This is a genomic window from Allobosea sp. 117 (assembly GCF_000702305.1).
GTDB lineage: Bacteria > Pseudomonadota > Alphaproteobacteria > Rhizobiales > Xanthobacteraceae > Ancylobacter.
Map to the genome: position 1 here is coordinate 153,138 of NZ_JNLC01000001.1, position 22,796 is coordinate 175,933.

Consider the following 22,796-nt stretch of genomic DNA (forward strand, 5'->3'; position numbering starts at 1 on the left):
GCCGGGGCGGCGGGAGGAAAGCTGCGTGATCAGCCGGCGTCGCCGCCGTAGCGCAGCGAGCCGGTCCACAGAAGCTCGAGCCGGCGCAGCACGTTGTAGGCGATGCTCAGATCGCGCGTCTCGCTCTCGTCGCGCACCGTCTGGCGGTGGAAATTGTCGTGCACGGTGCGGATCGCGTCGCACAGCTTCACGGCCTTCTCGGTAAGCCGCAGGCGCGCGGAACGGCGGTCGCGCAGCGAGGCCGAACGGTCGACATAACCCGAATCGACGAGCTGCTTGAGGTTGTAGGAGGCGTTGGAGCCGAGATAGTGCCCGCGCTCGAGAAGGTCACGGACCGAGAGCTCGTCATTGCCGATGGTGAAGAGCAGCATGACCTGCGACGGGCTGATGTCGTCGATGCCGAGGCGGGTCAGCTCCATGCGCAGAAGGTCGAGGAAGCGGCGGTGCGCACGTTCGATCACCCGGGCGATTTCCAGATGGGTGACGGTGCCGATATCGTTTTCAACGGAACTCATGTGAATTGGAAACGCTGTGCGCGAAGCCCATTCGGGTTCGGTCGAGCGACCGTCCCGTTCGTCGACTTCCGCGAGTTTCCTTGCCATGCTCTGTCGTCCTTCAGTCCGCATTGGTTCAATTTTTGAATTATTTTTGACTTGGACATTTTCCATGCCTGATACGTTATCAGTGGATTTTCTTATTGTTCTAGCTGAGGAACCAGCGGGATATTTCAGTAACTCACCCGCGAAGGCAATACCCAAATGTGAATCCCGGTTTATTCATGGGAAATCTATGGCAAATTGTAGACGTTGGAGTGGCGGGATCCGTTCAATCTAACGTTGGGGAAGTAAAGAAACCACCTGCGGCATGCCGCGCCGAACGTGCGACAATGCTCGCATCTTGCCCACTGAAATCATGCGATAGCAATGGCTGGCGAAGATTCGGGCCGGAGCCGGCCGGGTGGGGCCGGCGTGCAGCCCCACCCCCGAAACGGCGATGCCGAGGCGGCGTCACCCTGCTTCCTGAAGATGCGCTTCCAGAAACCACAGCGCCTTGTCCAGCGAGCGCGACGCGGCGGTGAAAATGTCCGCCGTGGTCGCGTCGCCGGCATCGTCTGATTCGTCGATCGACTTGCGGACCTTGTTGGCGACGATGCCGTAGCGCTCGATCAGCGCCTTTAAATGATCCGGTACCTTGTAGATGTCGACCGGATAGGGCGGCAGGACGCTCGCGTCGGCGACCGTCTGCGTGGTGCCGAGCGCGGTTCCGCCGAGCTGGGCGACGCGCTCGGCAATGGTGTCGACATGCTCGTCGAGGTCGGTGCGCAGTCCGTCCAGCATCTCGTGCACGGCGATGAACTGCGGACCCTTGAGGTTCCAGTGCGCCTGCTTGGTTGCCAGAGCCAGATCGATGGTGGCGGCGAGGTTGGCGTTGAGGAGCTCGATCGCGACCTTCTTCGCGTTCGAGGGAAGGTCGTTCATGGTGGAATGCTGGCGCATCGTTTCTCTCTCCAAATCCCGGCGGCGCAGTATGGCACCGCGATCCGTCCCCGGCGATGACAGGCTGACGGGGGAGGTAAATGCGGATGGCGCGGCCGGTGTTCCGCGCGGTCCGCTATTTCCGGGTTCCGCCTAGGCGGTCCAGATGTTCGCGGATATGGGCGGCCTCGGCGGCGGTGTTGGCCAGCGCCACCGCGCGGTTGAAGGCGGTGCGGGCCTCCTCGGTGCGGCCGAGCTGCATCAGCAGCGCGCCGCGCAGGCCGAAGAAGTGGAAATAGCCGGAGAGGCGCTGCTCCAGCGGCTCGATCATGGCGAGCGCGGTTTCCGGGCCGCGGACCTTGGACACCGCGACGGCGCGGTTGAGGGTGACGACGGGCGAGGGCTGGAGATGCTCCAGCGCGGCGTAGAGCAGGTCGATCTGCCGCCAGTCGGTCGCCTCCGGCGTCCCGGCGCGGGCATGCAGCGCGGCGATGGCGGCCTGTATCTGATAGGGGCCGGTGCGGGCATGGCGGATCGCCTTGTCGAGCAGGGCAAGCCCTTCGTTAATGGCGCCGCGCTTCCACAGGCTCCGGTCCTGGTTCTCGAGAAGGATGACGGCGCCGCCGGCGTCGAAGCGTGCGGGCGCGCGGGCGTCCTGAAGCAGCAGGAGCGCGGTCAGGCCCATGATCTCGGGCTCTGCCGGAAACAGGCGCAGCAGCAGACGGGCGAGCCGGATCGCCTCCTCGCACAGCGGCGCCCGTGTCGCGGTCGTCGCGCTGGTGGCGGAATAGCCCTCGTTGAACAGCAGGTAGATCATCGCCGCGACGACGCCGAGCCGCTCGGCGCGCTCCACCGCGCCCGGCGCCTCGAACGGGACGTCGGCCTGCGCGACGCGGGCCTTGGCGCGGGTGATGCGCTGCTCCATCGCCGCCTCGCCAACCAAGAAGGCGCGCGCGATCTGCTTGACCGAAAGGCCGGAAACGACACGCAGGGCGAGGGCGATCTGCTGGGTCGACGGCAGGTCGGGGTGGCAGCAGATGAACAGCAGCCGCAGCACGTCGTCGCGGTAGTCCGCATCGTCGAGCTTTGCCACGAGGTCGCTTTCGGCATCGTCGACGTCGGAGAGCTGCTCCTCCGGCGGCAGGGCGGTCTGGCGGCTGTTCCGGCGCACCGCGTCGATCGCTACATTGCGGCCGACGAAGACCAGCCAGGCGGGTGGATCGCGCGGCGGGCCGTTGCGCGGCCATGTCCTCAGCGCCCGCAGGCAGGCCTCCTGGAAAGCCTCTTCGGCAAGGTCGAGATCGCGGAAATAGCGCAACAGGGCGGCGACCGCCTGCGGACGGGCGGAGGTGAGCGCGGCATCGATCCAGCGCGGATCCTCGCTCACCGTGCGCCGCTCCCGAAGCTGCCCTCGAAGAAGATGCCGACCGGGCGGATCTCATAGGAGCCGCCGGGATTGGCGCGTCCTAGCTCGGTGGCGATCTCCAGCGCCTCGTCGAGCCCCGTGCAGTCGAGCACGTAGAAGCCGAGCAACTGCTCCTTGGTCTCGGCGAAGGGGCCGTCGAGGATGACCGGCGGGTCCTTCTCCTTGCGCAGGGTGGTCGCCGTGGTGGTTGGCATCAGCCGCAGGGTCGGGCCGAGCTTGCCGGCCTTGGCGAGCTTCTCCTGCACCACCGCGAGGCGGGCCATGACGGCGTCGTCCTCCTCCTTGCTCCACGAGCAGACGACGTCCTCGGAATGGTAGCAGAGCAGCGCGTAGAGCATGGTCTCTCCCTTGCGGCGGTTCTCAGCCGCCGCTGATGGCGGTTATGACAAAGACGTCGGTGCCCGGCGCCAGCCTTGTTTCCAAGGTCGCGCGCCGGCCGCCGACAAAGACATTGATGTGGCGGCGGATCGCCGGCGTCGAATCGCAGAGGCGGTCGCGCATGCCCGGCCAGCGTGCCTCCAGCGCGTCGACCATTCCGGCGACGCTGGCGGCATCGAGCGCGACGAGCCGCTCGGCGCCGGGGAACAGCGCCGTCAGATGCGGCGGCAGTCGTACCAGCACCGGCCGCTCCGCAGCCGGTGCGGTTTCGATGAGGCTGGCCCGCTGGTCCATGCGGTCCTCCCGTCAGCTCGCCACCACCACGGTCTCGACCGAGGTGATGGTCGGCAGGTATTGGGCGATGCAGGCCCACTCCTCGCCCTCATCCGCGCTGGCGAACAGGGCGCCGGAATTGGTGCCGAAATAGACGCCGGCCGGTTCCAGCCGGTCGGTGGCCATCGCCTGGCGCAGCACGTTGAAATAGGCGCCCTCCTGCGGCAAGCCCCGGCGCAGCGCTTCCCATGTCGAGCCCCCGTCGCGGGTGCGCCACACCGCGGCGCGCGCGTTCGGCATGAAGCGGCCGGAGATGTCGCCGTTCAGCGGGATCAGATAGCTCGTCTCCGGGTCGCGCGGATGGGCGGCGGCGGGGAAGCCGAAGGAGGAGGGCAGGCCCTTCTCGATGCTCTGCCAGGTGACGCCGCCGTCGTCCGAGCGGTACATACCGCAATGGTTCTGCTGGTAGAGCCGGTTTGGCCTGCCCGGCGCCATGACGACGCAATGCACGCACTGCCCGAACTCGGGGTAGTTCTGGCCTTCCGGCATATAGTCGGCGCGGGTGCCCCGGTTGCGCGCCTCCCATGTCGCTCCGCCGTCGGCGCTGTGGAACACGCCGGCAGCCGAGATGCCGACCCAGATGCTGTCCGGGTCGGCCGGGTCGAGTACCAGCGAATGCAGGATCAGCCCGGCGCCGCCCGGATTCCACTCGGGGCGGGAAGGGTGCTTCTGCAGTCCCTCGACATGGGTCCAGGTCTCGCCGCCGTCTTCGCTGCGGAACAGTCCGGCCGGATCGACGCCGGCATAGAGCGCCTCGCGTCCCGTCGCGAGGCTCCAGACCGCCTTGATCGGCGTCTCGCCCGCCTCATAGGCGAGGCCGTTGCTGGAGTGCGTCCAGCTCCGGCCGAAATCCTCCGACTTCCACACGGCCGGGCCGAACCATTCATTGCCGCCGCCGGCATAGATGACGCCCGTCATCGGGTCGGCGACGACATGGTTCATCGGCCATGTTTCGCAGAACGGACCGCGCAGCTCCCACGAGCGGCGCCCGGCGTCGCTCTCCGCGATGAAGGCGCCCTTCCGGGTGCCGATCAGCAGCAGGACCTTCTTCGTCATGGCTGTTTCCTCCCGCCGTCTCTCACTGGCCGTCCATGACGATCATCCAGCCGACGCCGAAGCGGTCGGTGAGCATGCCGAAGCGCGGGGAGAAGAAGGTGCGCCCGAGCGGCATGTCGACCGAACCGCCCTCGGCCAGCGCGGCGAACATGCGGTCGGCATCAGCCTCGGTGTCAGCGGTGATGGACAGGCGGAAGCCCTTGAACTCCGATGCCTGGCTGCAGCCGCCGTCGGAGGCCATGACGATGGTCTGCCCGACGCGGAACGAGGCGTGCATGATCTTGTCGTCCGTCAGCCCCGGCATGGCGCCTTCCGGCGGCCGCTCAGGCGCATCCTTCACGCGCAGCATCATGGTGATCTCGGCGCCGAGGGCCTTGGCGTAGAAGTTGACGGCCTCCTCGCAGCATCCTTCGAAGAATAGATAAGGCTGGACGATCATGGCGGTTCTCCCGTTTGAGCCGGTCCGGCGCGGCGGCCGGACGGGGTTCGCCTTCAAGGAACGTTCGGGCCTGCCTCGCCCCGACAGACCGCGTAGAAAAATTCTCCGCCGTCAGCCCGTGTTGGCGGCATGGAGTATATCCGGCTGTTGGCGATTGAACGGCGCGCCCCGCTGGGCTACCTCGTGGGCAGCCGGACGGCGCAGCGGGGGGCGGCCAAGTGAGCGATGTCATAATCTTCGGGGCGAGCTATGCCGCCCGCATGATGCGTGTCTATCTGGAACGGGATACCGACCACCGCGTGCTCGGCTACACCACCGACAAGGCCTTCATCGGCGAGGGCGAATTCGACGGCCGGCCGATCTTCGCCTGGGAGGACCTCGAGATCACGCATCCGCCGGGCAGCGTCGAGATCCTCGGCCCGGTCAGCCATCGCGAGATGAACCAGCTCCGGCTGCGCAAGCACGCCGAGGCGAAGGCGCGCGGCTACACGCTGGCGTCCTTCATCCATCCCACCGCGCAGATCTACGCCGAGCACATCGGCGAGGCGCCGATCATCCTCGAATACTGCATCATCCAGCCCGGCACGGTCATCGGCGACGGCCTGATCTGCTGGTCGGGCAGCCTGATCGGCCATGATTGCGTTCTCGGCGACTATTGCTTCCTGTCCGCCGTCTGCCAGCTCGGAGGGCGCTCCATCATCGGCGACCGCTGCTATCTCGCCGGCGGTGCGCGGCTGACGCCCGGCGTGACGCTCGGCGAGGAAACGGCCGTCCTCAACGGCGGCGTCGTGGCGACCAACGTGCCGCCGAGGAGCGTGCTGAAGGGGCCCCACGAGAGGCCGCTGCGGGTGACCAGCGACCGCATCCACAAGCTGCTGTGAGCCGCCCGCCGCGCAGCGGCGCGCTCTAGGCGGCACCACCGAAACACGGTATGCCCTTCGGGCCGATCAGGCCTGCCAACACACCAGACGCCGCCGGTCGTTCCGTCCTGCGGAGCGCCGCGAGAGACCGGACCTATGGGAGAGATCTTCAAGCGCGAAGTGCCGAGGCACGCGCTGGAATTCACCGGCGAGCGCATGACCTCGGAGGTCGGCGGCCAGATCGAATTCGAGCATCTGCATCGCTATTTCTACGCCCGCCAGCTAGCGCGCGGGCGGGTGGTGCTCGATGTCGCCTGCGGCGAGGGCTACGGCTCGGCCTATCTTGCGCAGGTGGCAGAGCGCGTGGTCGGGGTCGACATCGACGCGGAATCGATCGCCCATGCGCAGGCGAGCTATGGCCGCCCGAACCTCGAATATGTGGCCGGCAGCGCGCTCGACATCCCGCTGCCCGATGCCTCGGTCGATCTCGTCGTCTCGTTCGAGACCATCGAGCATTTCTACGAGCATGAGCGCTTCCTCGGCGAGGTGAAGCGCGTGCTGAAGCCGGACGGGCTGTTCATCGTCTCGACGCCGGACCGCGACATCTATTCGGCGCCGGACGACGATTCCAACCCCTATCATGTCCGCGAGCTGACGCGCGTCGAGTTCGCCGAGCTGCTCGGGGGCTACTTCCCGAAGGTCGGATACCTGCTGCAGCGGATCATGCACGGCTCGCTGCTGGCGCAGGACGGCCCCTCGGCGGCGCCGGCGCTCACCATCGAGCAGCGCGGCGAGGAGCTGTTCGAGCTGTCGCCCGGCTTGCCGCGCGCGCCCTATGTCATCGCCTTCGCCACTGCGGCGGAGCTGCCGGTGCTCGGCCCGAGCTTCTATATCGGCGCCGGCTTCATCTCGATGCAGGAGCACGTCGCCACCCGCGACCACCTGACGAAGTCGCTCGACTTCGCCCAGTCGGTGGTGGAGGAGCGCGGCGCCCGCATCGAGGAGCTGGAACTGGCGCTGATCAGCTCCTCGGCGCGGATAGACGAGCTCGAGGAAGCGCTGGCGCAGACCTCGGTCAAGGTCGGCGAGCTCGAGACGCTCGCCGCGCGCGGCGCCAAGCAGGCGGAGAAGCTGCGTCGCAAGCCGTTCTCTTCGGCGGCCAAGCTGATCTGGGCCGGCATCAGCCGCCTGTGGGGGCGGCGCTAGGCTCGCGTGCCTGCCGGTCGGGCGAGAGGAACTCGCATCCGCCGGCGGAGCCGAGAACCGCGCGGTCCTTCACGAAAGCCTCGATGGCCGGGATGTGCTCCTTGTAGAGCGGCAGCTCGCTCCTGCAATGCACGATGCCGCCGAGCGGCCGCTCGCCGAGGAAGGCCTGCGGATTGGCGAAGACCTGTTCGAACAGCGGCAGCGGGAACCAGGGCGCGAGCGCCAGCGCCTTGCGCTCGGCATGGAAGGGCACGGTCGAGGCCCAGTCGTCGCCGATGACGATGAGGCTCTGCCGCGGGGTAGTCGCCTCCTTCGCCAGCGTCGCGATGCGCAGCAGGTGATTGTCGCTGTAATCGCGCGTCACGACAGGCGCGAAGCGCTGGTAGAAGGTCGTGAACTGGCCGGCGACCAGCGCCGCCAGAACGATGGCGGCGGCGGTGCGCCAGCCGGCGTCGTTGAGCCGGCCGATGCCGATGCCGACCGCCGCCAGCAGGAAGATGCCGTTCGCGACCTGATAGTAGTTGTGCACCGAGTGCAGCCCGGTGAACACGACAAAGGGGAACAGGAAGCCGACCAGCGCCAGCGTGGCGGCCAGCGCCGTGCGGCGCGCCGTGAAGGCCAGCGCGACGAGGGCGAGGCCGAGCAGGGAGAGCGTGCCCAGCGCTTCCGGCAGCACGCGGCGCCACACCACGTCGTCCCACAGCGCGGTGCTGAGCTTCTGCTGCATGTCGCCGAAGTTCCATAGCGACAGCGAGGCCGAGGTCAGCATCCGGCCGAACGGATTGGCCGACTTCACCGCATCGGAATAATCGAGCCACGCCATGCCGACGACAACTGGGAGGACGCCGGCCAGCGCGCACATAAAAGCGCGCCGCAGGATCGTCCCGGCCGGCCGGTGCGCGCGCATCTCGCGCAGCAGGAAGATGGCGACGGCCAACGCGCCCACGGCCCCGAAGGCCGGGAACGTCGTCGACTTCGCCAGCATGCCGAGGCTGCCGGCCAGCGTGGCGCCCAGCGCCGCCAGCAGGCTGTCGCGGGTGAGGTAGCGCATCAGCAAGGCGAGCCAGAGCGCCGAGAAGAACAGCGCGCAGGTCTCGATCAGGAAGGTCCGGCTCCAATAGGCATACATCGGAGCGGCAAGGAGCAGCGCCGCGCTGGCGAGCCACGCCGCCGGACCGAGGCGCAGCTCCTTGTACAGCATGTGCAGCGGCCAGAGCGTGCCGATAAGGAAGCCGAACGACACGAGGCGCCCAGCGATCACGATCGGCACGCCGAGGCTCGTGATACCGGTGACGACGAGCTGATAGACCGGAAATTCAAAGGGGATCGACCACGGCGCGCCGACGACCGGCGTCTCGTAAGCGAGCCAGGGGCCGCCCTGCGCCAGCCAGTAGACGCTGAGCGCGGTCTGAGTCTGCCGGAAGGAGTGGAGGTCGAGCAGCGGCTGTGTGATGCCGACCAGCAGCACGCCGACGGCATGGACGAGCACCACCAGGAGCAGGATCCGCAGGATTCGGCCGGCGCTGTCCTCGTCCTTGGGAATGAGCCGTGCGAGAGGGCTGTCGTCCGGAACGTCCAGCATGCCGCCCAGTGCCTTTCGGGGATGCGTTTCTAGCGCGTCGGTGCGAGGAACTGGCAGCCCTCATACTCGCCGAGCACCTGCCTGCCCCTGACGAATTCCTCGATCAAGGGCGCCGTCTTGGTATAGATCGCGAGACGATCCGCGCAATAGACGATCCCTCCCAGCGCAAGACCGCCCAGGAACTTTCCGGGGTCGTCGAACACGCGCCCCACCTGCTCGGCCGGGAAGGGCTCGGCGAGGCTGAAGGTCTTGCGCTCGGTATAATAGGGAAGCACCGAGGACCACGGATCGCCGATAATGATGATGCCCTGGTCCGGGGTGGTGTTGGCCTGTACGACCCTGCTGATGCGCCAGAGCCTGTTATTGCCGTAGTCCCACGTGATGATCGGCATGGCCGTCTTTTGGAAATAGACGATCTGACCCGCCGTGACCGCAACCAGCGCGAAGAGCGCCAATGGCGCGGCGCGACCGGCGAGCAGCGTGCCGAGCCCGATGCCGATGGCGATCAGCAGGAGCAGCCCGTTCGCGACCTGGTAATAGTTGTGGACGATGTGGAGGTTCGTGAAGGTCACGAAGGGCAGCAGGAAGGCGATGGTGAAGGCTGCCACGAGCGCGAAGTTGCAGCGATCAAACGCGGCAGCGACCAGCGCACCAATGGCGAGCGGCCACAGCCGGCCGAGCAGCTCGGGCATCACGCGCTCGATCAGCGTCTCGATCCATAATGTGCGGCTCAGCCGCTGGCTGAGATCGCCGAAATTCCACCAGGCCATGCGCTTGGAGGTCAGGTGGCTCGCGAATTCGTTCATCTCCTTCAGCCGGTCGGAATAATCGACCCAGACCAGCCCTATCGCGAGCGGTATGAGGGCGATGGCGGCGCAGGCTGCGGTCAGCCGGGCGAGGTCGGCCAGCGGCCGACCGGCCTGCCGCTCGCGCAGGATGGCCCAGACGAAGCCGGCGCCGCCAAGCACGGCAAAGGCCGGAAAAGTTGTCGATTTGGTCGTGGTCGCCAAAGCTCCCATCGCGATCGCGGCGACGGCGACACGCCAGTTCCGCTGGTTGAGATAACGCGCCAGCAGCGCCAGCCAGAACAGGGCGAAGAACAACGCACAGGACTCGATGAGGAAGGCACGCCCCCAGAACAGGTACATCGGGGAGGCGAGGAATAGCGCCGCCGTCGCGAGATAGCTCTCGGAACTCAGGCGCAGCTCGCGAAAGAGAATGCGCAGCGGCCAGAGCGCCGCGAGGAAGAAGACGAAGGACAGCGCGCGGCCGGCCATGTCCAGGGGCACGCCGAACCAGGCGATGATCGCCGCCAGCCACTGAAAGGTCGGAAACTCGAACGGAGCCGACCAGGGTGCCCCAAGCGTCGGCGTCTCATAGGCGATCCAGGAGCTGCCGTGCAGCATCCAGTAGCTCGCGACCGCCGTTTGGGTCTGCCGGAAACTGTGATGATCGAGCAGCGGCTGGCTGGTCCCGATCGCCATCACGAACAGCGCGTGCAGAAACGACACTACGAACAGCGTCCTGAGAAGGACCGAGCAGGCCCTGTCCATGCGGGGCGAGGCCGTCTCGGACAGCACGCTGTTGTCGATCGTCCCGCGCATCTCCGTCGGCCCGTCTCATCTGGTGCGGTGAGTGTAGAGCGGACTTCCCGTTGTTCGAAGGGCGTCTATGTCGGACGTCAGTTGGCGCCGTATGTCGGGGTTGTCGATGAAGAAGAGATCGAGCGGATAGCGGTCCACGATCTCCGCGCTCGGCGCCGTGGAGCGGAACGCCTCCATGATCTCGGCATGATGCGGGGCGGTCGAGCGGACGAAGCCGAGGCGCCATTCGGCCCCGGTCAGGAAGGCCGCGCCATAGGCGATGACGAGCCCGACACCGAGGGCCGCCACCGGCAGGGCGGGCAGGCGCGAGGAGACGATGATCCACGCGCTTATGACGAGCGGCACGGTGAGAAAGCCGTAATGCCCCTCATTGCCGCCACCCCATCCGCCCTGCGCGGCACGTCCCATGACGATGGCGCCCAGCATCACCAGATGGCCGAAGAAGATGCCGTGGAGCGCAGCATCGGCGAGGCGCATGTCGCGCGCCGCAATGTGCCGGATCGAGGAGCGCGCGGCGAGGATCGCGGCCAGCGCCACGAGGACCGCGACCAGTACGGCGCGCCACCAGCCGGCGGAAAGCACGGCGGCGACGGCGAAGCTCGAGGTCGCGATACCGTAGAGCCATTCGCCGATGCGCTCCGGCGATGTCGCGAGGGGTGAGATCGAGGCGCCGGACGGGCGCCATTGCCACAGCACGACGAGGCACAGCAGCAGCACCATCGCGCTTCCCCAACGGGTGGCGCGGGCGAGGGGAGCATTGGCGGTGCAGAAGCTCGCGACAAGAAGGAAAAGCGCCGTGATGCCGGCGACGATCAGGCCGTTCATGCCGCTCAGCGCGCACAGGCCGAGCGCGGTGAAGGCGATGACGAGCCAGCGGCGGCTGTGCAGGTTCGCTGAGGTGACGAAGGCCGCCAGAAAGATGGCGCTGAACGCGACGGAGAAAACGAACTGCGCCGCGAACCCCCAGCCGAAGGCGGCGAAGGCGGGATTGAGGAGCAGCAGGGGAATGACGAGGTCGCCGACGCGCGAGCCGCCCCGGTAGCGTGCCGCGGCGGCGAGAAAGCACAGGGCGCCGGCCAGCGCGAGGACGGCGTTGAGGGCGATGAGCACGCGGAAGTCGAAGCCGCCGGCCTGCAGCAGGCCGAATTGCACGACCTTCATCACCGGAATGAAATGATCGTTGTTCGGCGCGAGAAACCAGGCGAACAGCTCGCCGGCGGGCGCCGCCAGGAGGCGCGGATAGACCCAGTCGTCGCTGTAGGGGAAGGGGCGCGCCGGCGGCAGCAGGACCAGGAAGAAGAACAGCGCCGCAACGCCGCAGAGCACCAGTGCAGCGGGACGGGCCGCGCGGTCGGCGACCCGGCATATCCTTGCGGACGAGACGGCGGCAGAAGAGGGGTGCGCCATCAGCGCCGACCCCCTGGATGGGTGGGCGACCGCCTAGGCTTCGAGCGGCGCATCGGCCGGGTCGGCGGGAGCGGTGGCGTCACCCTTCTCCGGCGGCAGGCCGAACTGGTCGCGCAGTTCGCCGCGATAGGTGCGCTGACGCTCGCGCAGGGTCTCGCCGGCTCCGAACAGGCGGGCGAAGGCACGGTGCACGCGCACCACCTCGTCGATGTGACGCTCCGGCGCGGTGAGCTGAGTGGTGCTGTTGGTGTGCCGGCGATGCACGTTGAGCGGTTCGGCGCAGAAGAACACGTCGCCCGCGGCCTGGCACATGCCGAGATAGACCAGCCAGTCGCCGGCGAAGCGGAAATGCTGGAGCTCCGAGACTTCCCGCTCGAACACCTCGACGAGAGTCTCGCGGCGAAACAGCACCGAGCTGACGTTGATCAGCAGATTGGCAATGGAGAGATAGTTCGCCGCGAAGTCGCGCCCCTGCGCATGAAAGCTGTGGCTGAGGGCGCTGCCGACGAAGCGGGTGAAGTAATAGGCGTAGGATTCGGCGAGCAGCCCGCCGTCGCTGTCGACCTGGCGGGAATCGGTGCAGGCCATGACCGTGTCGGGACCGAACTCGGCCACGAGCTTGGCGAGGAAATCGGGCGAGGCGCCGTCATCCGCCTCGCAGATCCACAAAAGATCGCCGCTCGCCTCATTCGCCGCCTTGGCCCACTGCTTCATGATCGAGCCGGAATTGGCCGCATTGGCGACGATGCGGACCACGCGGTCGCGCTCGCGGGCGACGCGCTCGATCTCCTTCAGGCTGCCGTCGGTCGAGGCATCGTCCAGCACGATGATCTCGTAGACCGGCACGCTCTGGCGGAAGATGCTGTCGAGCCGTTCTTCCAGATAGTGGGCATAATTGTAGTTCGGCACCACGGCCGAGATCCGCTTCCAGGCGGGCCGGAGCTGCTGAAGCAGGCGGAAGGCATATTCCGACCAGCGGAAATCGCGAGCGACGACGGCCTTGCGCTCTTCGACCTTCGCCGGTGCGTCGGCATCGATCTCGGCGCGTAGCGCGCGCGCCGCGGCGGCGGTGTCGAAGGCAGGCACCAGCCGACCGAAGCGCTCGATCAATTCGCCGGTGCCGGTGCGACCGGCGAAGCCAACCACCGGCAGGCCGCAGGCGAGGGCCTCGATCACCGTCGAGGGGAAGGGGTCCTCGCGCGAGGTGAGATAGAAGGCGTCCGCTGCCTGCAGATAGCGGCCGATGTCGTTGGTGAAGGGGATGTGCCGGACGTTCGAGGGCAGCGCACCGTCCTCGTCCGCCGGCGCGAGCCAGGTCGCCACCGCGGGCTCCAGCGCGCCGACCCAGACGAAGACGAGGCCGGGGTCGGAGAGCGCCGCATGGCGCGCGGTCTCGAGGAACAGGTCGATGCCCTTGCGCAGGTCGGCATAGCCGACGCCGAGCACGATGCGCGCCTCTGGCGCCAGATCCAGCTCCTTGCGCACGGCGGCCGCCGCGCCGGGCTGCGGCACGATCTCGGCGTAGAGCCCCTGCGGCAGGATCAGGCTCTGTCCGGCCACCGGCGCCGCCGCGGTCTCGAAACCCTCGCGCACGAGGTCGGCGGCGAACACCACTACGTCGCTCTGGCGGGCGATCTGCTGGGCCGGCTGCTCGATGCCGAATTCGCGGATGAGGCGCGGCAGCTCGTGCACCAGCGAGACGACGCGCATGCCCAGCTTCTTGAGCTGCGGCACCACCGCCCCGGTGACGACGGTGTTGGTGAGCGCCAGCCCGATGCCGCGCTCTGCGAGCTCGGCCATGTTGCGGGCGAAGTCCGCGTCGCCGGGCTTGGTGACCACGACGTCGCCGATCTCCTCATAGCGCGGCAGCAGGCGCCCGCCTTCCAGAAGCAGGAAGCTGACGCGCACCCCGAACTGCCGCTTGAAGCAGCGCCCGAGGTTCAGCAGCGTCATTTGCGCGCCATGCGGGTGGGCATCGTGGCCGACCAGCAGAATGTGGGGCTCGCTGGCAGCGGCGATGGCGCCGGAGCCGACCACGGCGCGCGCCGTGGCGTTCAGATAGGCCGAGCCGAAATGCACGTCGGGCTCGAGATAGGCGCCTTCCGCCCATTCGTTCCAGGCGTTGATGAAGACGAAGGGCTCGCCGGCGAACGGCTTCTCGCGCGCACGCTCGACGAGTGCTTCCAGCCAGTCCTGATAGGCCTTGGGCGTCGCGTTGGCGAGCGTCGTGCCGGTGCCCTGGCGGCGGGCGTCGTTGTCCCACGAGGGCACCGCCGTCTTGATCAGCGGATAGGACGGCTCGGGATATTCGAGCGAGGCGCGCGCGACGTCGCCATAGTCGAACACCAGGCCCTCGAAATGCGGATCGAGGACGTTGAGCGTGTCGGTGATCGGGCTGGCGACCGTGGTGAGCTTGTGCGGCGGGAACTCGACGGCGCCGTCGAGGCCGTAATCCGTCGGATCATGGTCGTAGAAGGACTGCGCCATCAGCAGCCACGGGTCGTGGCCGCGCTCGCGGAACAGCTTGCGCCAGCGCTCGGTGCGGGCGCGCATGCCCGGGATGATGCCGGGCCGGTAGACGAAGAAGAGCGGCCGGCCCTCGGCGCGGATGTAGCGCGGATCGGACATGGCGGCGGCCATGCTCTCGATCAGATGGCGGTCGCTGTCCTCGTCGTAGTTCTGCGCGAGCAGGATCTCCGATTCCTGTCCGTCCCAGCGGCGGGTCCAGTTCTCGTTCGCCCACAGCAGGCAGAACGGCATTTCGAGGGTGGGATCGGCGAGCAACTGGTCAATTGGTTTTTCCAGCACCCGCTGCCGGCCAAATTGATAATAATAGAAGCAGAAGCCGTGGACTCCGGCCGCCTTGGCGAGCTCGATCTGCCGGCGCATCACCTGCGGATCGGTGAGGTCGTAGAAGCCGAGGTCGCGCGGCACGCGCGGCTGGTAATGGCCGACGAAGCGCGGCTGGCCGCGACAGATGTTGCGCCATTCCGTGAAGCCCGTGCCCCAGGCGGCATCGTTCTCCGGGATGGCGTGGAATTGCGGGAGATAGAAGGCGATCGCCTTGGCGCGGGCAGGGCCGGCGGTGATGATCGAGCGGTCGAGCGTCTCGAAGCCGGAGCCGGGCGCGCTGTAGCGGCGCACCTCGCTCGCCGGGGAGACAATGGCCTCGCGGTTGGGCGCGAAGCCGCGCGCCTGGCCGACCGTCACATAATGCTGGATCGGGTCGGCCTCGGTGCCGATCTGGTAGTGGGCGCGATACCACGGCGCGTTGAACTCGGCGCTGACGGCCCGGCGCTCCTTGTGCCCCCATTCGATGTAGTGGCTGGCGGCGATGGCGACGTTGCGCGGAAGGTCGACGTTCTTCTCGATATAATGGTGAGGATCGAACCACGCGTTCGGCCGCAGCCCCTGCGCGGCGCCATCGCGCACGAAATGGGCGAGGGCGGCGCCTCCGCCGAGCTCGACGCCGTAGGTCTTGGCATAGAAGGCCGGGTCGAAGACGCGGCAGGGCCAGCGGCCCTCGGCCTCGCCCTGCTCGATATAATGGGTCAGCGGATCGATGCCGGCGGCGGCGACGGCCGGGTTGCTCTCGCGGTACCAGTCCGGATCGAAATACCGGTTGGGCGCGCGGCCCTTGCGCCAGCCGGTGCTGAGGAAATGGCTGAGCGCGGAGGTCTTCGGCGGCAGAGCGTAGCGCTCGATGTACCAGGGCCCGTCGATCAGGCCGCTCGAAAGCGCACGCCGAATCGCTGATGAACTGATCGCCACGTGCTGCCCTTGGGTCCGTCCGGTTCCGCCTGCCGAGGGCGGGAAATCTTGTGTTCCTTGCCGCCCCAAGGGGTGCTGTAGGAGCCACCCAATACATTGTCAATGTTCCAAGCCTGCACCCAATGTGGGGTGCGGCGCGAATTGGAAGCGCTTTACCCGCGAAGCGCGACTGGATAAGGAGAAACGCGCTTCCGGCTCGTGCCCTTTCGCCTGTCCTTCGGATATCGTTGGACAATTCGACGATGACGCCCTTGCTGCGTTCGGCGCTTCGTCTGGTGGGGTGGCAATGAAGCCTGATGTTTTCTCGGTCGTCGCGCAGTACCGGTATCCGTTCATCCGGCCCCGGCTGCCCGACCTCGCCGAGGTGGCCGAGGAGTTTGCACGCTCGCGTGCGGCGAATTTCTATTCCAATTTCGGCCCGTGCTCGATCGCCCTCGAAGAGGACATCGAGGCCGCCTACCTGACCGACACGGTCGCCGTGACCTGCGCCAACTGCACCGCGGGACTGTCGGGCGCCCTCATCGCGCTGAAGGTGGACGGGCCGGTGCTGATCCCCGCCTTCACCTTTCCGGCGACGCTCTCGGCCGTGCGCGGCGCGGGGCTGGAACCGGTGGTCGGCGACGTCGATCCCACGACCGGCGTGCTGGACGCGGCCGCCGCCGAGGCGGCGATCGCGGCGCGCGGCTGCCGGGCGGTGATCGCGGTCAGGCCCTACGGCATCTGGGGCGACATGAGCGCGCTCGCCGAGGTGTGCCGGCGCGCCGGCGTGCCGCTGATCATCGACAACGCCGCCGGGCTCGGCGTCTCCCGCGAGGTGGTGGCGCGCTATGCCGTGCCGGGGGCGATCGAGCTGTTCTCGCTGCACGCCACCAAGCCGTTCGGCGTGGGCGAGGGCGGGATCGCCATCGGGCCGGCGGCGATGGAGAACGAGCTGCGCTCGGCATTCAACTTCGGCCTGTGGACGCTCGGCAGCCTGAAGCCGGGGCAGGGCATCAACGGCAAGATGGACGAGCTCACCGCCGCGATGGCGCGGGTGGTGCTGCGCTATCTGCCGCGCCGGCTGGCGCAGCGCCAGGCGATGGCGGCGCGCTACAACCTCCACGCCGCGCAGGTCGGCATCGAGACCTTCTGCGCGGTCGGGCAGGAGGAGATTTCGCCCTGGCAGTGCTTCGCGCTCCGGCTGCCGGAAGGTGTGAAGGTCGAAGCGCTGATCGCCGCCAGCGCGGCGTCGGGGCTGCAGGTCCGACGCTACTACTTCCCGCCGCTCGCCTATGAGGGCGAGGCTCCGCCGGAGCAGGCGAGGCGGCTTTCCAGCCGGGCGGTGTGCCTGCCGATCTATGACGGCGCCGAGGCCGCTCAGGCCGACGAGATCTGGTCGGTCTTCACCGCCGCGCTGGCGACGGCCTCCTGAGGGCCTGACGGAAGTCGCCCCGGGCCGTCATGCCTAGCCATGACGGCCGAGAGGGTCCAGGCCGATCACCCGACCCAATTCCGGGGTAGGCTCTGAGGTTGCTCAGTCGAGATAGGTCTCGTCCGGGCGCGGCACGAAGGGCGTGCGCTCCGGCAGCCGGTAATAGGACGTCAGCGGCTGGTCGATGAAGTGCATGCGCGGGCGCAGGTGCTTGATCCGGCGGATGAAATTCCAGTCGCCCGGCTCGCCCACGCGATAGGCATAGACGTCCGCGTGCAGGCGCTTGAAGAAGCTGTGGTAGAGTGTCATGCCGAGCCCGACCTGCGCATATTCCATCAGGCCGTTGCCCCACATCTTCCAGCTTCCGTCCGGCTGCTGGAACCAGAACTTATGCCAGACGAGGTCGGCGCGGTTGCGCTGCGCGGTCTCGACCGCGAGGGCGATGCGCTCCGGCTCGTAGGTGTCGTCCTCGTCGAGATGGGTGATGAAGCGCCCGCAAATCTTGTCGCGCGCATGGTTGCCGGGAATCGTGCCGGCGACGCACCAGCGGTCGCGGCCGGGCGGCGGATAGATCGACGGGCGGTCCAGATTGTAGAACTCGATGCGGCTGTCGCCGACGGCGGCGACGCGCTCGGCGGTGTCGTCGGTGCAGTAGTCGCCGACGATGACGATCTGCAGGTTCTTGTAGGTCTGGGCCTGCAGCGAGGCGATGCAGCGCTCGACGAGCAGCTCCGAGCGGTTGTGCGTGATCACCACCACGGTGACCAGCGGCTCGGCTTCCGTGAAGGCGAGCTGGTATTCAGCGGTCTTGCGGGCGGCGTGGAACTCCTCGCGCAGCGGCGCCAGCCCCTCGATCTCGCCAAGCACATAGTCGACGCGCTGGGCCTCGTGGCGGATCAGCGCCCTGAGCTCGGTGTTCTCCTGCTTCAGCTCGGCGATCTGCGCACGCAAGGCCTCGATGCCGCCGGCTTCGCTGACCGTCTTCTCGAGAAGGGCGAGGCGCTCATAGAGCAGCGGCGATACCGGATCGTTCCGCCGGAGGACGCGCTGAAGCAGCGATTCACCCGTGCCATTGCCGGCATCGAGTGATTCCGGCACGACGGTTCCGCCCAAGGCGTGGCGCAGGCGCTGAAGCATCATCCCTCCCCAAGGGTGCTTCGTTCGCCGAAACCCCCGCCCCAGATGACTTCGCGGAACTTTATGGCATGCGCGCTGGAGGAGTTCAAATCGAGCTTAGCATCAGAGGTTGTCTATCGGGCGGAGCGTGGCGCCCGTGCATCAGCCGGATCATGATGCCACCCGACCGGCGGTGGCGGAGCGGTTCCGGCGCTTTCCGCCCGCCCGAGATTCTTGCCTCGCCACTGGGCGTGCGATAAAGCCGCTCCATGTTCGCGTCTATCCAGTCGAGCGCGGTGTCGCGCATTGCGTCGGCAAATGGCCGTGGTCCGGATTGCCGGATCGCCCTCGCGCGGTGCGGCTGGGGCGGGAGGCGGCGATGAAAGTCATACTACTGGCGACGCCGGAGCTCGAGGCCACGCTCGGCCAGCTCGGCCTCGGCGACCATCTCCGCATCCTTCCGATCGAGGCGCTGCTGTCGCTCTCCATGAGCGAGCTGTCCTCCGGCGATCCGGATCAGGTTACCGAGAACGCGGTGCGCGGCTTCCCGGCCGGGGTGATCGTCGGCGACATCGACGCGGCGACGCTGGAGCGGCTGAAGAGCGTCGCATCGGCGCTGCTGCCGGCATTCTCGACCATTCCTCCGGTCCATCAATATCGCCCCGGCGACGAGAGCGGGCTGATGTCCTGGGTCACCGGGCGGCTCACCGGCCTGTCGGCGGCCCATGCGGTGGAAGCCGGCCGGGCGGCGCTGCAGCTCGGGACGATGCGCATCGCGCTGGAGCATTCCGAGCGCGCCGTGCGGCGGCTGGAGAAGGTCCTGGAGGTCGTGCTGGTCACGACCGGGCCGGTGCTGAATTTCCAGATCCCGCCCAATGGCGATTACGTTCCGCTGGCCGGGGAGCTCCGCCAGCCGATCGACGGCGTGCATGACGCGATCCACGGCTTCGACCTCATGCTGCGCTGCCGGCCGGGCATCTCCAACGGCATCGTCCGGGTCGAGCTCGTGGGGCAGCAGTCCGGCGAGCGCGTCGCGAGCTGGCGCGTCGAGGAAGCGCAGATCCGGTCCGGCTGGAACCGCTTCGACTGCCCGTCCTTCGAGCGCGCCATGGTCGAGCCGGTGCTGATCAAGGTCCGGGGCGAGCAGGCCGAGCGCTGCGAGATCGGACTCGGCACGGCGACGCCTGAGGCGCCCGGCGTGCTGGCGCTGCGCGTGTGGGGCAGCCTGCCGGCGGTCGACCTGCCGCGCTCGGGCATCGGCCATCCGGCGGAAGGCGTGCTGTTCGCGCGCACCGGCAAGGTCGGCACCACCCTGCCGCTGACCGACCGCCTGCCGTTCGTCGAGCCCGCCGGTCCGCACGACGCGAGTCTGATCAAGTGGCGGACGGAGGCCGGCGCCCTCGAAGTGCATCCGCAAGGGGCCGTGCCGACTCTCGCGGTGATCGCGCGCCTGCCGGCGCGGCGGGTGCGCACGCTCCGGGCGAAGGTGCGGCTGGGGCATCCCGAGGCGCAGCCCGCCGACTTCGCGCTCTGGGCGGGCATCGCCGGCGAAGCCTATCCCTTCGCCCCGGCGAAGGAGGCGACCAGGCCGCGCGGCTTTGGTCTCATCCGCGGGCGCGAGGCGAGCGAGCCGGCCGGCAGCGCGGCCGATGCCAAGGTCGACTGGCTGTCCCTGCTCGCCGACGAGGAGGGAGAGGTCGTCTTCCGCTTCCCGGAGCCGGTGACCGGCGAGATCGACATCGTGCTCGCCACCCGCAACCCGACCCCGGACAGCCGCTATAGCTGGGCGCTGTTCCGCTCGCTCGTCGCCGAGATCGAGCCGGAACATGGTGCCGGAGCTCTCGCGTGACATCCGCCGACGCAGCGACCCCGAAGATCGCGGTGGTCATCCCGGTCTTCCGCCACAGCGCGCTGGTCTTCGACGCTCTCGCCTCGCTGCTCGCCCAGCCTTCGTTCGAGGAGCATGAGGTCGTCATCGTCGACGACGGCTGCCCGAACGTGCAGACGGCCGCGACCCTTGCCGGGCTCTCCGACCTTCATCCGAACATCCATTACCTCCGCCAGATCAATCGCGGGCTGAGCGGCGCGCGCAATCGCGGCATCACCTACGCGCTCGAACATTTTCCCGCCTGCGAGGCGATCTTCTTCCTCGATGCGGACAACCGTCTCGAACCCCACGCCTTCGCGCGCTTCGAATGGGCGCTGGCCGAGCGTCCGGCGGACTGGTTCTACCCGGACATCCGCATGTTCGGGTTCGAGTGGAACACCGATTATTCCGGGCCGTTCCGCCGGCTGGGGCTGATGTCCAGCAATATCTGCGAGGCGGGCAGCCTGGTGCGCACCCGCGTCTTCAGGAGCGGCGCGCGCTTCGACGAGGCGATGCGCGAGGGCTTCGAGGACTGGGAGTTCTGGCTGAATTGCCTCGAACGGGGCTTTCGCGGCGAGCACCTGCCCGATTCCGGCTTCCGCTACCGCAAGCGCGCCGAGAGCATGCTGTCGGAATCGCACCGGGTGGCGGAATCCATCCTCGCCTATATGGACCGCAAGCACCCGTGGCGCAGCGACCTTTCCGTGCTCAGCGCGCTGGAGCATGTCGAGGCGCCGCGCTACGCCATCATCGACACCGATAGCGGCCAAGTGAGGCTGACCAGCGATCCGAGGCTCGAAGGCGAGACGCTTTCGCTCGACGCCTATGCGCAGCGCCTGCGCGAGGCGAGCGCCCGGCCCAACTGGCATACGGCGGGCGGCTACGTCGTCATGGCGTCGGGCGCGGTGCTGGAGCGGCTGGCCTCCTACGGCCTGCTCAATTCCCTGCTCTGGGACATGGAGTTCCAGCTCGAGGAGCAGCACATCGTCGCCTGGTCGCTGGAGCCGGGAAAAGGCGGCCGCATCAGCCTGGAGAAGGCAGAGTACTCGCCCGATGTGCCGGTCCACGCCATCGGCATACGGATGAACGCGCTGCGGCGGGTGATCGTCGATCCGGGCCGGGCGCTGGCCAACGGCATATTGACGGCCAATCCCGACATCAAATTCTGCCGGCGCAGGCTCGCTCTGCCGGAGGGTGCCGACGCGTTCGAGGGGCGCGGCGATGCGGTGCGCCGGCTCGTCGACTTCTGCCTGCGACTGGGCGAGGCGGGCTTTCCCCTGCCGTGGGGCGGCCGGTACGACGTCGCGGTGGGGACCCACGATCTCGCCGATCTCGCGATCGCCTCCCGCCTGAAGTTCGACGGCAGCATTGCGAGCAATAAGGTCGGGTCGCGCCGCGGGCGCATCGCCTTCGCGCTGCCGATCGTCGAGTTCGGCGGGGTCGAGAAGGTCACCACCTTCGTGGCGAAGGAAATGCGCCGGGCCGGATACGAGGTCGATCTCTTCGTGCTCGGCCCCTCCAGCCTGGCGCTGCGCGGCGACCACGCCGAGGCGTTCGATTCAACCTTCATCGTCGACCAGTTCCCTTTCAACCGCTTCGACGGCTTTGCCTATCTCGGCACGCAATTGCCCAGCCTCAGCGCTCCGAAGGAATGCACGCACCTCACCAGCCTGCTCTCGGCCTATGAGGCGGTCTTCAGTTGCCATGCGGCCGACGCGCTCGGCTCGTTCGCGGCGTTGCGCAAGCTCGGCGTCGTGACGGTGAATTATCTGCATCTGCTGGAGTACACGCTCGGCGGGCGCATGGTCGGCCTGCCGATCATCGGCCTTGCCTATGAGCATGCGACCGACCTGATGCTGACCTGCTCCCGGCGCCTCGCCACCGAGCTCGGCATGATGGGCGTCCCTGGCCACAAGATCGCGGTGGTGCCGAACGCGCCGGGCATGAATCGCGACGAGGCGCGGATCGCCGCCGCGCGGGCCGAGCGCGCGCGCCGCCATGCCGCCGGCGAACCGCTGAACGTCGTCTATTTCGGGCGGTTCGACTTCCAGAAGGGCATGGACCGGCTGTTCGCCCTGTTCGCCGCGCTGCGGACGGAGCCGACGCGGTTCCGGCTTTCCGTCATAGGCGGTTCGGTCGTCGGCCGGTTTTCCGGCTCGCTCGGCCATCTCTCGGACGCCGTGCAGCCGGCGGTCTATGACGAGGCCGGCATCGCCGACATCTACGAATGGGCCGACGTGCTGGTGCTGCCGTCGCGCTTCGAGGGCGCGCCGCTCTCCATACTGGAGGCGAAGATGTACGGCGTCGTGCCGGTGGCGACCGATGTCGGCGCGGTCAGCGAGATCATCGCGGATGGCGAGGACGGCTTCCTGGTGAAGGAGGACGACCCTGTGGCGGACATGATCGGCCTGATGGACCGCCTCGCGGCCGATCGCACGCTCCTTGCCGCGATGTCGGAGCGTGCCGTTGCCTCGGCCGACGGGCTGACATGGTCGCGCAGCGTCGCGCCCCTGCTGGGCCGCCTCGAGGAGCTGATCGCCGCCCGGCGGCGCGACATTCCGGGCATCGAGAAGATCGTGCCCGAACTCGCGAGCCTCGGCGCCCAGAAGCGCCGCTGACAGCGGCGCAGCTTGTCGCGCGGGCAACGCTGCCTTTTCCTTAGCCATCATGCCTTGGAGCTGCGGGCCATGGCACGGGCCGTTTGACGCGCGCCCTGCGCCCGGCACGGTCCTTTTCGGGTCCTGCGGCCGGATAATCGCGGATTCCTGCCGTTCCGCGCGCTTATCGCTCCTCTTCTGCCAGCGGCAAGGAGAACTGGCACGGGGTTTGCTCTTCAAGCTTGCATACAAGTTTCGTGAGCAAGCG

At 67.9% G+C, this 22,796-nt stretch carries 17 protein-coding genes; 5 read left to right on the forward strand and 12 right to left on the reverse strand.

What is annotated here, in order from left to right:
* Positions 1 to 29 precede the first annotated feature (29 nt).
* The 7 genes from U742_RS0100695 to U742_RS0100725 all read right to left on the reverse strand — a co-directional run bounded on the left by U742_RS0100695 (position 30) and on the right by U742_RS0100725 (position 5,107).
* The gene (locus tag U742_RS0100695) at positions 30 to 515 is read right to left on the reverse strand and encodes a MarR family winged helix-turn-helix transcriptional regulator (protein WP_038360114.1); all 486 of its coding nucleotides are present in this window, start codon (positions 513 to 515) and stop codon (positions 30 to 32) included.
* Positions 516 to 1,007: 492 nt separating this feature from the next.
* A complete protein-coding gene (dps, locus tag U742_RS0100700; RefSeq protein ID WP_029349032.1) occupies positions 1,008 to 1,511 on the reverse strand; it encodes a DNA starvation/stationary phase protection protein Dps in 504 nt (167 codons plus the stop codon).
* 100 nt (positions 1,512 to 1,611) lie between these two features.
* Complete coding sequence (locus U742_RS0100705) at positions 1,612 to 2,862, reverse strand: RNA polymerase sigma factor (RefSeq protein ID WP_029349034.1); 1,251 nt, start codon at positions 2,860 to 2,862, stop codon at positions 1,612 to 1,614.
* On the reverse strand, positions 2,859 to 3,239 hold the full coding sequence (locus U742_RS0100710) for a YciI family protein (protein WP_029349036.1): 381 nt from the start codon (positions 3,237 to 3,239) through the stop codon (positions 2,859 to 2,861). Before U742_RS0100710 ends, U742_RS0100705 begins: the two co-directional genes overlap by 4 nt.
* A 22-nt stretch (positions 3,240 to 3,261) precedes the next feature.
* Positions 3,262 to 3,573: a ubiquitin family protein gene (locus U742_RS0100715; protein ID WP_038360121.1), complete on the reverse strand. Its 312-nt coding sequence runs from the start codon at positions 3,571 to 3,573 to the stop codon at positions 3,262 to 3,264.
* 12 nt (positions 3,574 to 3,585) lie between these two features.
* Positions 3,586 to 4,668: a WD40/YVTN/BNR-like repeat-containing protein gene (locus tag U742_RS0100720; RefSeq protein ID WP_029349040.1), complete on the reverse strand. Its 1,083-nt coding sequence runs from the start codon at positions 4,666 to 4,668 to the stop codon at positions 3,586 to 3,588.
* A 22-nt stretch (positions 4,669 to 4,690) separates the two neighbouring features.
* Complete coding sequence (locus U742_RS0100725; RefSeq protein ID WP_029349042.1) at positions 4,691 to 5,107, reverse strand: VOC family protein; 417 nt, start codon at positions 5,105 to 5,107, stop codon at positions 4,691 to 4,693.
* 218 nt (positions 5,108 to 5,325) lie between these two features.
* Here U742_RS0100725 and U742_RS0100735 point away from each other — a divergent pair, with 218 nt between their 5' ends.
* Entirely contained in the window at positions 5,326 to 5,988 is a 663-nt protein-coding gene (locus U742_RS0100735) for an acetyltransferase (RefSeq protein ID WP_029349045.1), read from the forward strand.
* A 135-nt stretch (positions 5,989 to 6,123) separates the two neighbouring features.
* Positions 6,124 to 7,173 carry a class I SAM-dependent methyltransferase gene (locus U742_RS21805; protein ID WP_051660744.1) on the forward strand — a complete coding sequence of 350 codons (1,050 nt, stop codon included), beginning with the start codon at positions 6,124 to 6,126 and terminating at the stop codon, positions 7,171 to 7,173.
* Here U742_RS21805 and U742_RS0100745 read toward each other — a convergent pair.
* Genes U742_RS0100745 through U742_RS0100760 form a run of 4 tightly spaced genes read right to left on the reverse strand, consistent with a single transcriptional unit; the run spans position 7,148 to position 15,537 of the window.
* The gene (locus U742_RS0100745; protein ID WP_029349049.1) at positions 7,148 to 8,755 is read right to left on the reverse strand and encodes a glycosyltransferase family 39 protein; all 1,608 of its coding nucleotides are present in this window, start codon (positions 8,753 to 8,755) and stop codon (positions 7,148 to 7,150) included. The genes U742_RS21805 and U742_RS0100745 overlap by 26 nt on opposite strands.
* A gap of 29 nt (positions 8,756 to 8,784) precedes the next feature.
* Positions 8,785 to 10,359, reverse strand: coding sequence for a glycosyltransferase family 39 protein (locus U742_RS21810; RefSeq protein WP_038360124.1), 1,575 nt, complete (start codon positions 10,357 to 10,359; stop codon positions 8,785 to 8,787).
* Positions 10,360 to 10,374: 15 nt separating this feature from the next.
* Positions 10,375 to 11,766 (reverse strand): hypothetical protein, encoded by a 1,392-nt coding sequence (locus U742_RS0100755; protein WP_156034090.1) that lies wholly within the window; start codon positions 11,764 to 11,766, stop codon positions 10,375 to 10,377.
* Between the two features lie 33 nt (positions 11,767 to 11,799).
* Complete coding sequence (locus U742_RS0100760; RefSeq protein ID WP_051660745.1) at positions 11,800 to 15,537, reverse strand: glycoside hydrolase family 99-like domain-containing protein; 3,738 nt, start codon at positions 15,535 to 15,537, stop codon at positions 11,800 to 11,802.
* A 286-nt stretch (positions 15,538 to 15,823) separates the two neighbouring features.
* Between U742_RS0100760 and U742_RS0100765 the strand changes: the two genes are divergently transcribed.
* Positions 15,824 to 16,948: a DegT/DnrJ/EryC1/StrS family aminotransferase gene (locus U742_RS0100765; RefSeq protein WP_029349055.1), complete on the forward strand. Its 1,125-nt coding sequence runs from the start codon at positions 15,824 to 15,826 to the stop codon at positions 16,946 to 16,948.
* 102 nt (positions 16,949 to 17,050) lie between these two features.
* Here U742_RS0100765 and U742_RS0100770 read toward each other — a convergent pair whose 3' ends face one another.
* Positions 17,051 to 18,046, reverse strand: a complete 996-nt coding sequence (locus U742_RS0100770) for a glycosyltransferase (RefSeq protein WP_197028135.1) — start codon at positions 18,044 to 18,046, stop codon at positions 17,051 to 17,053.
* Positions 18,047 to 18,443: 397 nt separating this feature from the next.
* On the opposite strand from U742_RS0100770, the gene U742_RS0100775 reads away from it, so the two are divergent.
* Both U742_RS0100775 and U742_RS0100780 read left to right on the forward strand, forming a co-directional pair.
* On the forward strand, positions 18,444 to 19,913 hold the full coding sequence (locus U742_RS0100775) for a DUF6212 domain-containing protein (RefSeq protein WP_029349059.1): 1,470 nt from the start codon (positions 18,444 to 18,446) through the stop codon (positions 19,911 to 19,913).
* Positions 19,910 to 22,549, forward strand: a complete 2,640-nt coding sequence (locus U742_RS0100780; protein WP_051660747.1) for a glycosyltransferase — start codon at positions 19,910 to 19,912, stop codon at positions 22,547 to 22,549. Before U742_RS0100775 ends, U742_RS0100780 begins: the two co-directional genes overlap by 4 nt.
* The last annotated feature ends 247 nt before the right edge of the window (positions 22,550 to 22,796 follow it).

Coding starts and splice junctions, on each gene's coding strand:
- U742_RS0100695 (WP_038360114.1), bottom strand. CDS start 515: ATGAGTTCCGTTGAAAACGATATCGGCACCGTCACCCATCTGGAAATC.
- U742_RS0100710 (WP_029349036.1), bottom strand. CDS start 3,239: ATGCTCTACGCGCTGCTCTGCTACCATTCCGAGGACGTCGTCTGCTCG.
- U742_RS0100715 (WP_038360121.1), bottom strand. CDS start 3,573: ATGGACCAGCGGGCCAGCCTCATCGAAACCGCACCGGCTGCGGAGCGG.
- U742_RS0100720 (WP_029349040.1), bottom strand. CDS start 4,668: ATGACGAAGAAGGTCCTGCTGCTGATCGGCACCCGGAAGGGCGCCTTC.
- U742_RS0100725 (WP_029349042.1), bottom strand. CDS start 5,107: ATGATCGTCCAGCCTTATCTATTCTTCGAAGGATGCTGCGAGGAGGCC.
- U742_RS21805 (WP_051660744.1), top strand. CDS start 6,124: ATGGGAGAGATCTTCAAGCGCGAAGTGCCGAGGCACGCGCTGGAATTC.
- U742_RS0100745 (WP_029349049.1), bottom strand. CDS start 8,755: ATGCTGGACGTTCCGGACGACAGCCCTCTCGCACGGCTCATTCCCAAG.
- U742_RS21810 (WP_038360124.1), bottom strand. CDS start 10,359: ATGCGCGGGACGATCGACAACAGCGTGCTGTCCGAGACGGCCTCGCCC.
- U742_RS0100755 (WP_156034090.1), bottom strand. CDS start 11,766: ATGGCGCACCCCTCTTCTGCCGCCGTCTCGTCCGCAAGGATATGCCGG.
- U742_RS0100765 (WP_029349055.1), top strand. CDS start 15,824: ATGAAGCCTGATGTTTTCTCGGTCGTCGCGCAGTACCGGTATCCGTTC.
- U742_RS0100775 (WP_029349059.1), top strand. CDS start 18,444: ATGAAAGTCATACTACTGGCGACGCCGGAGCTCGAGGCCACGCTCGGC.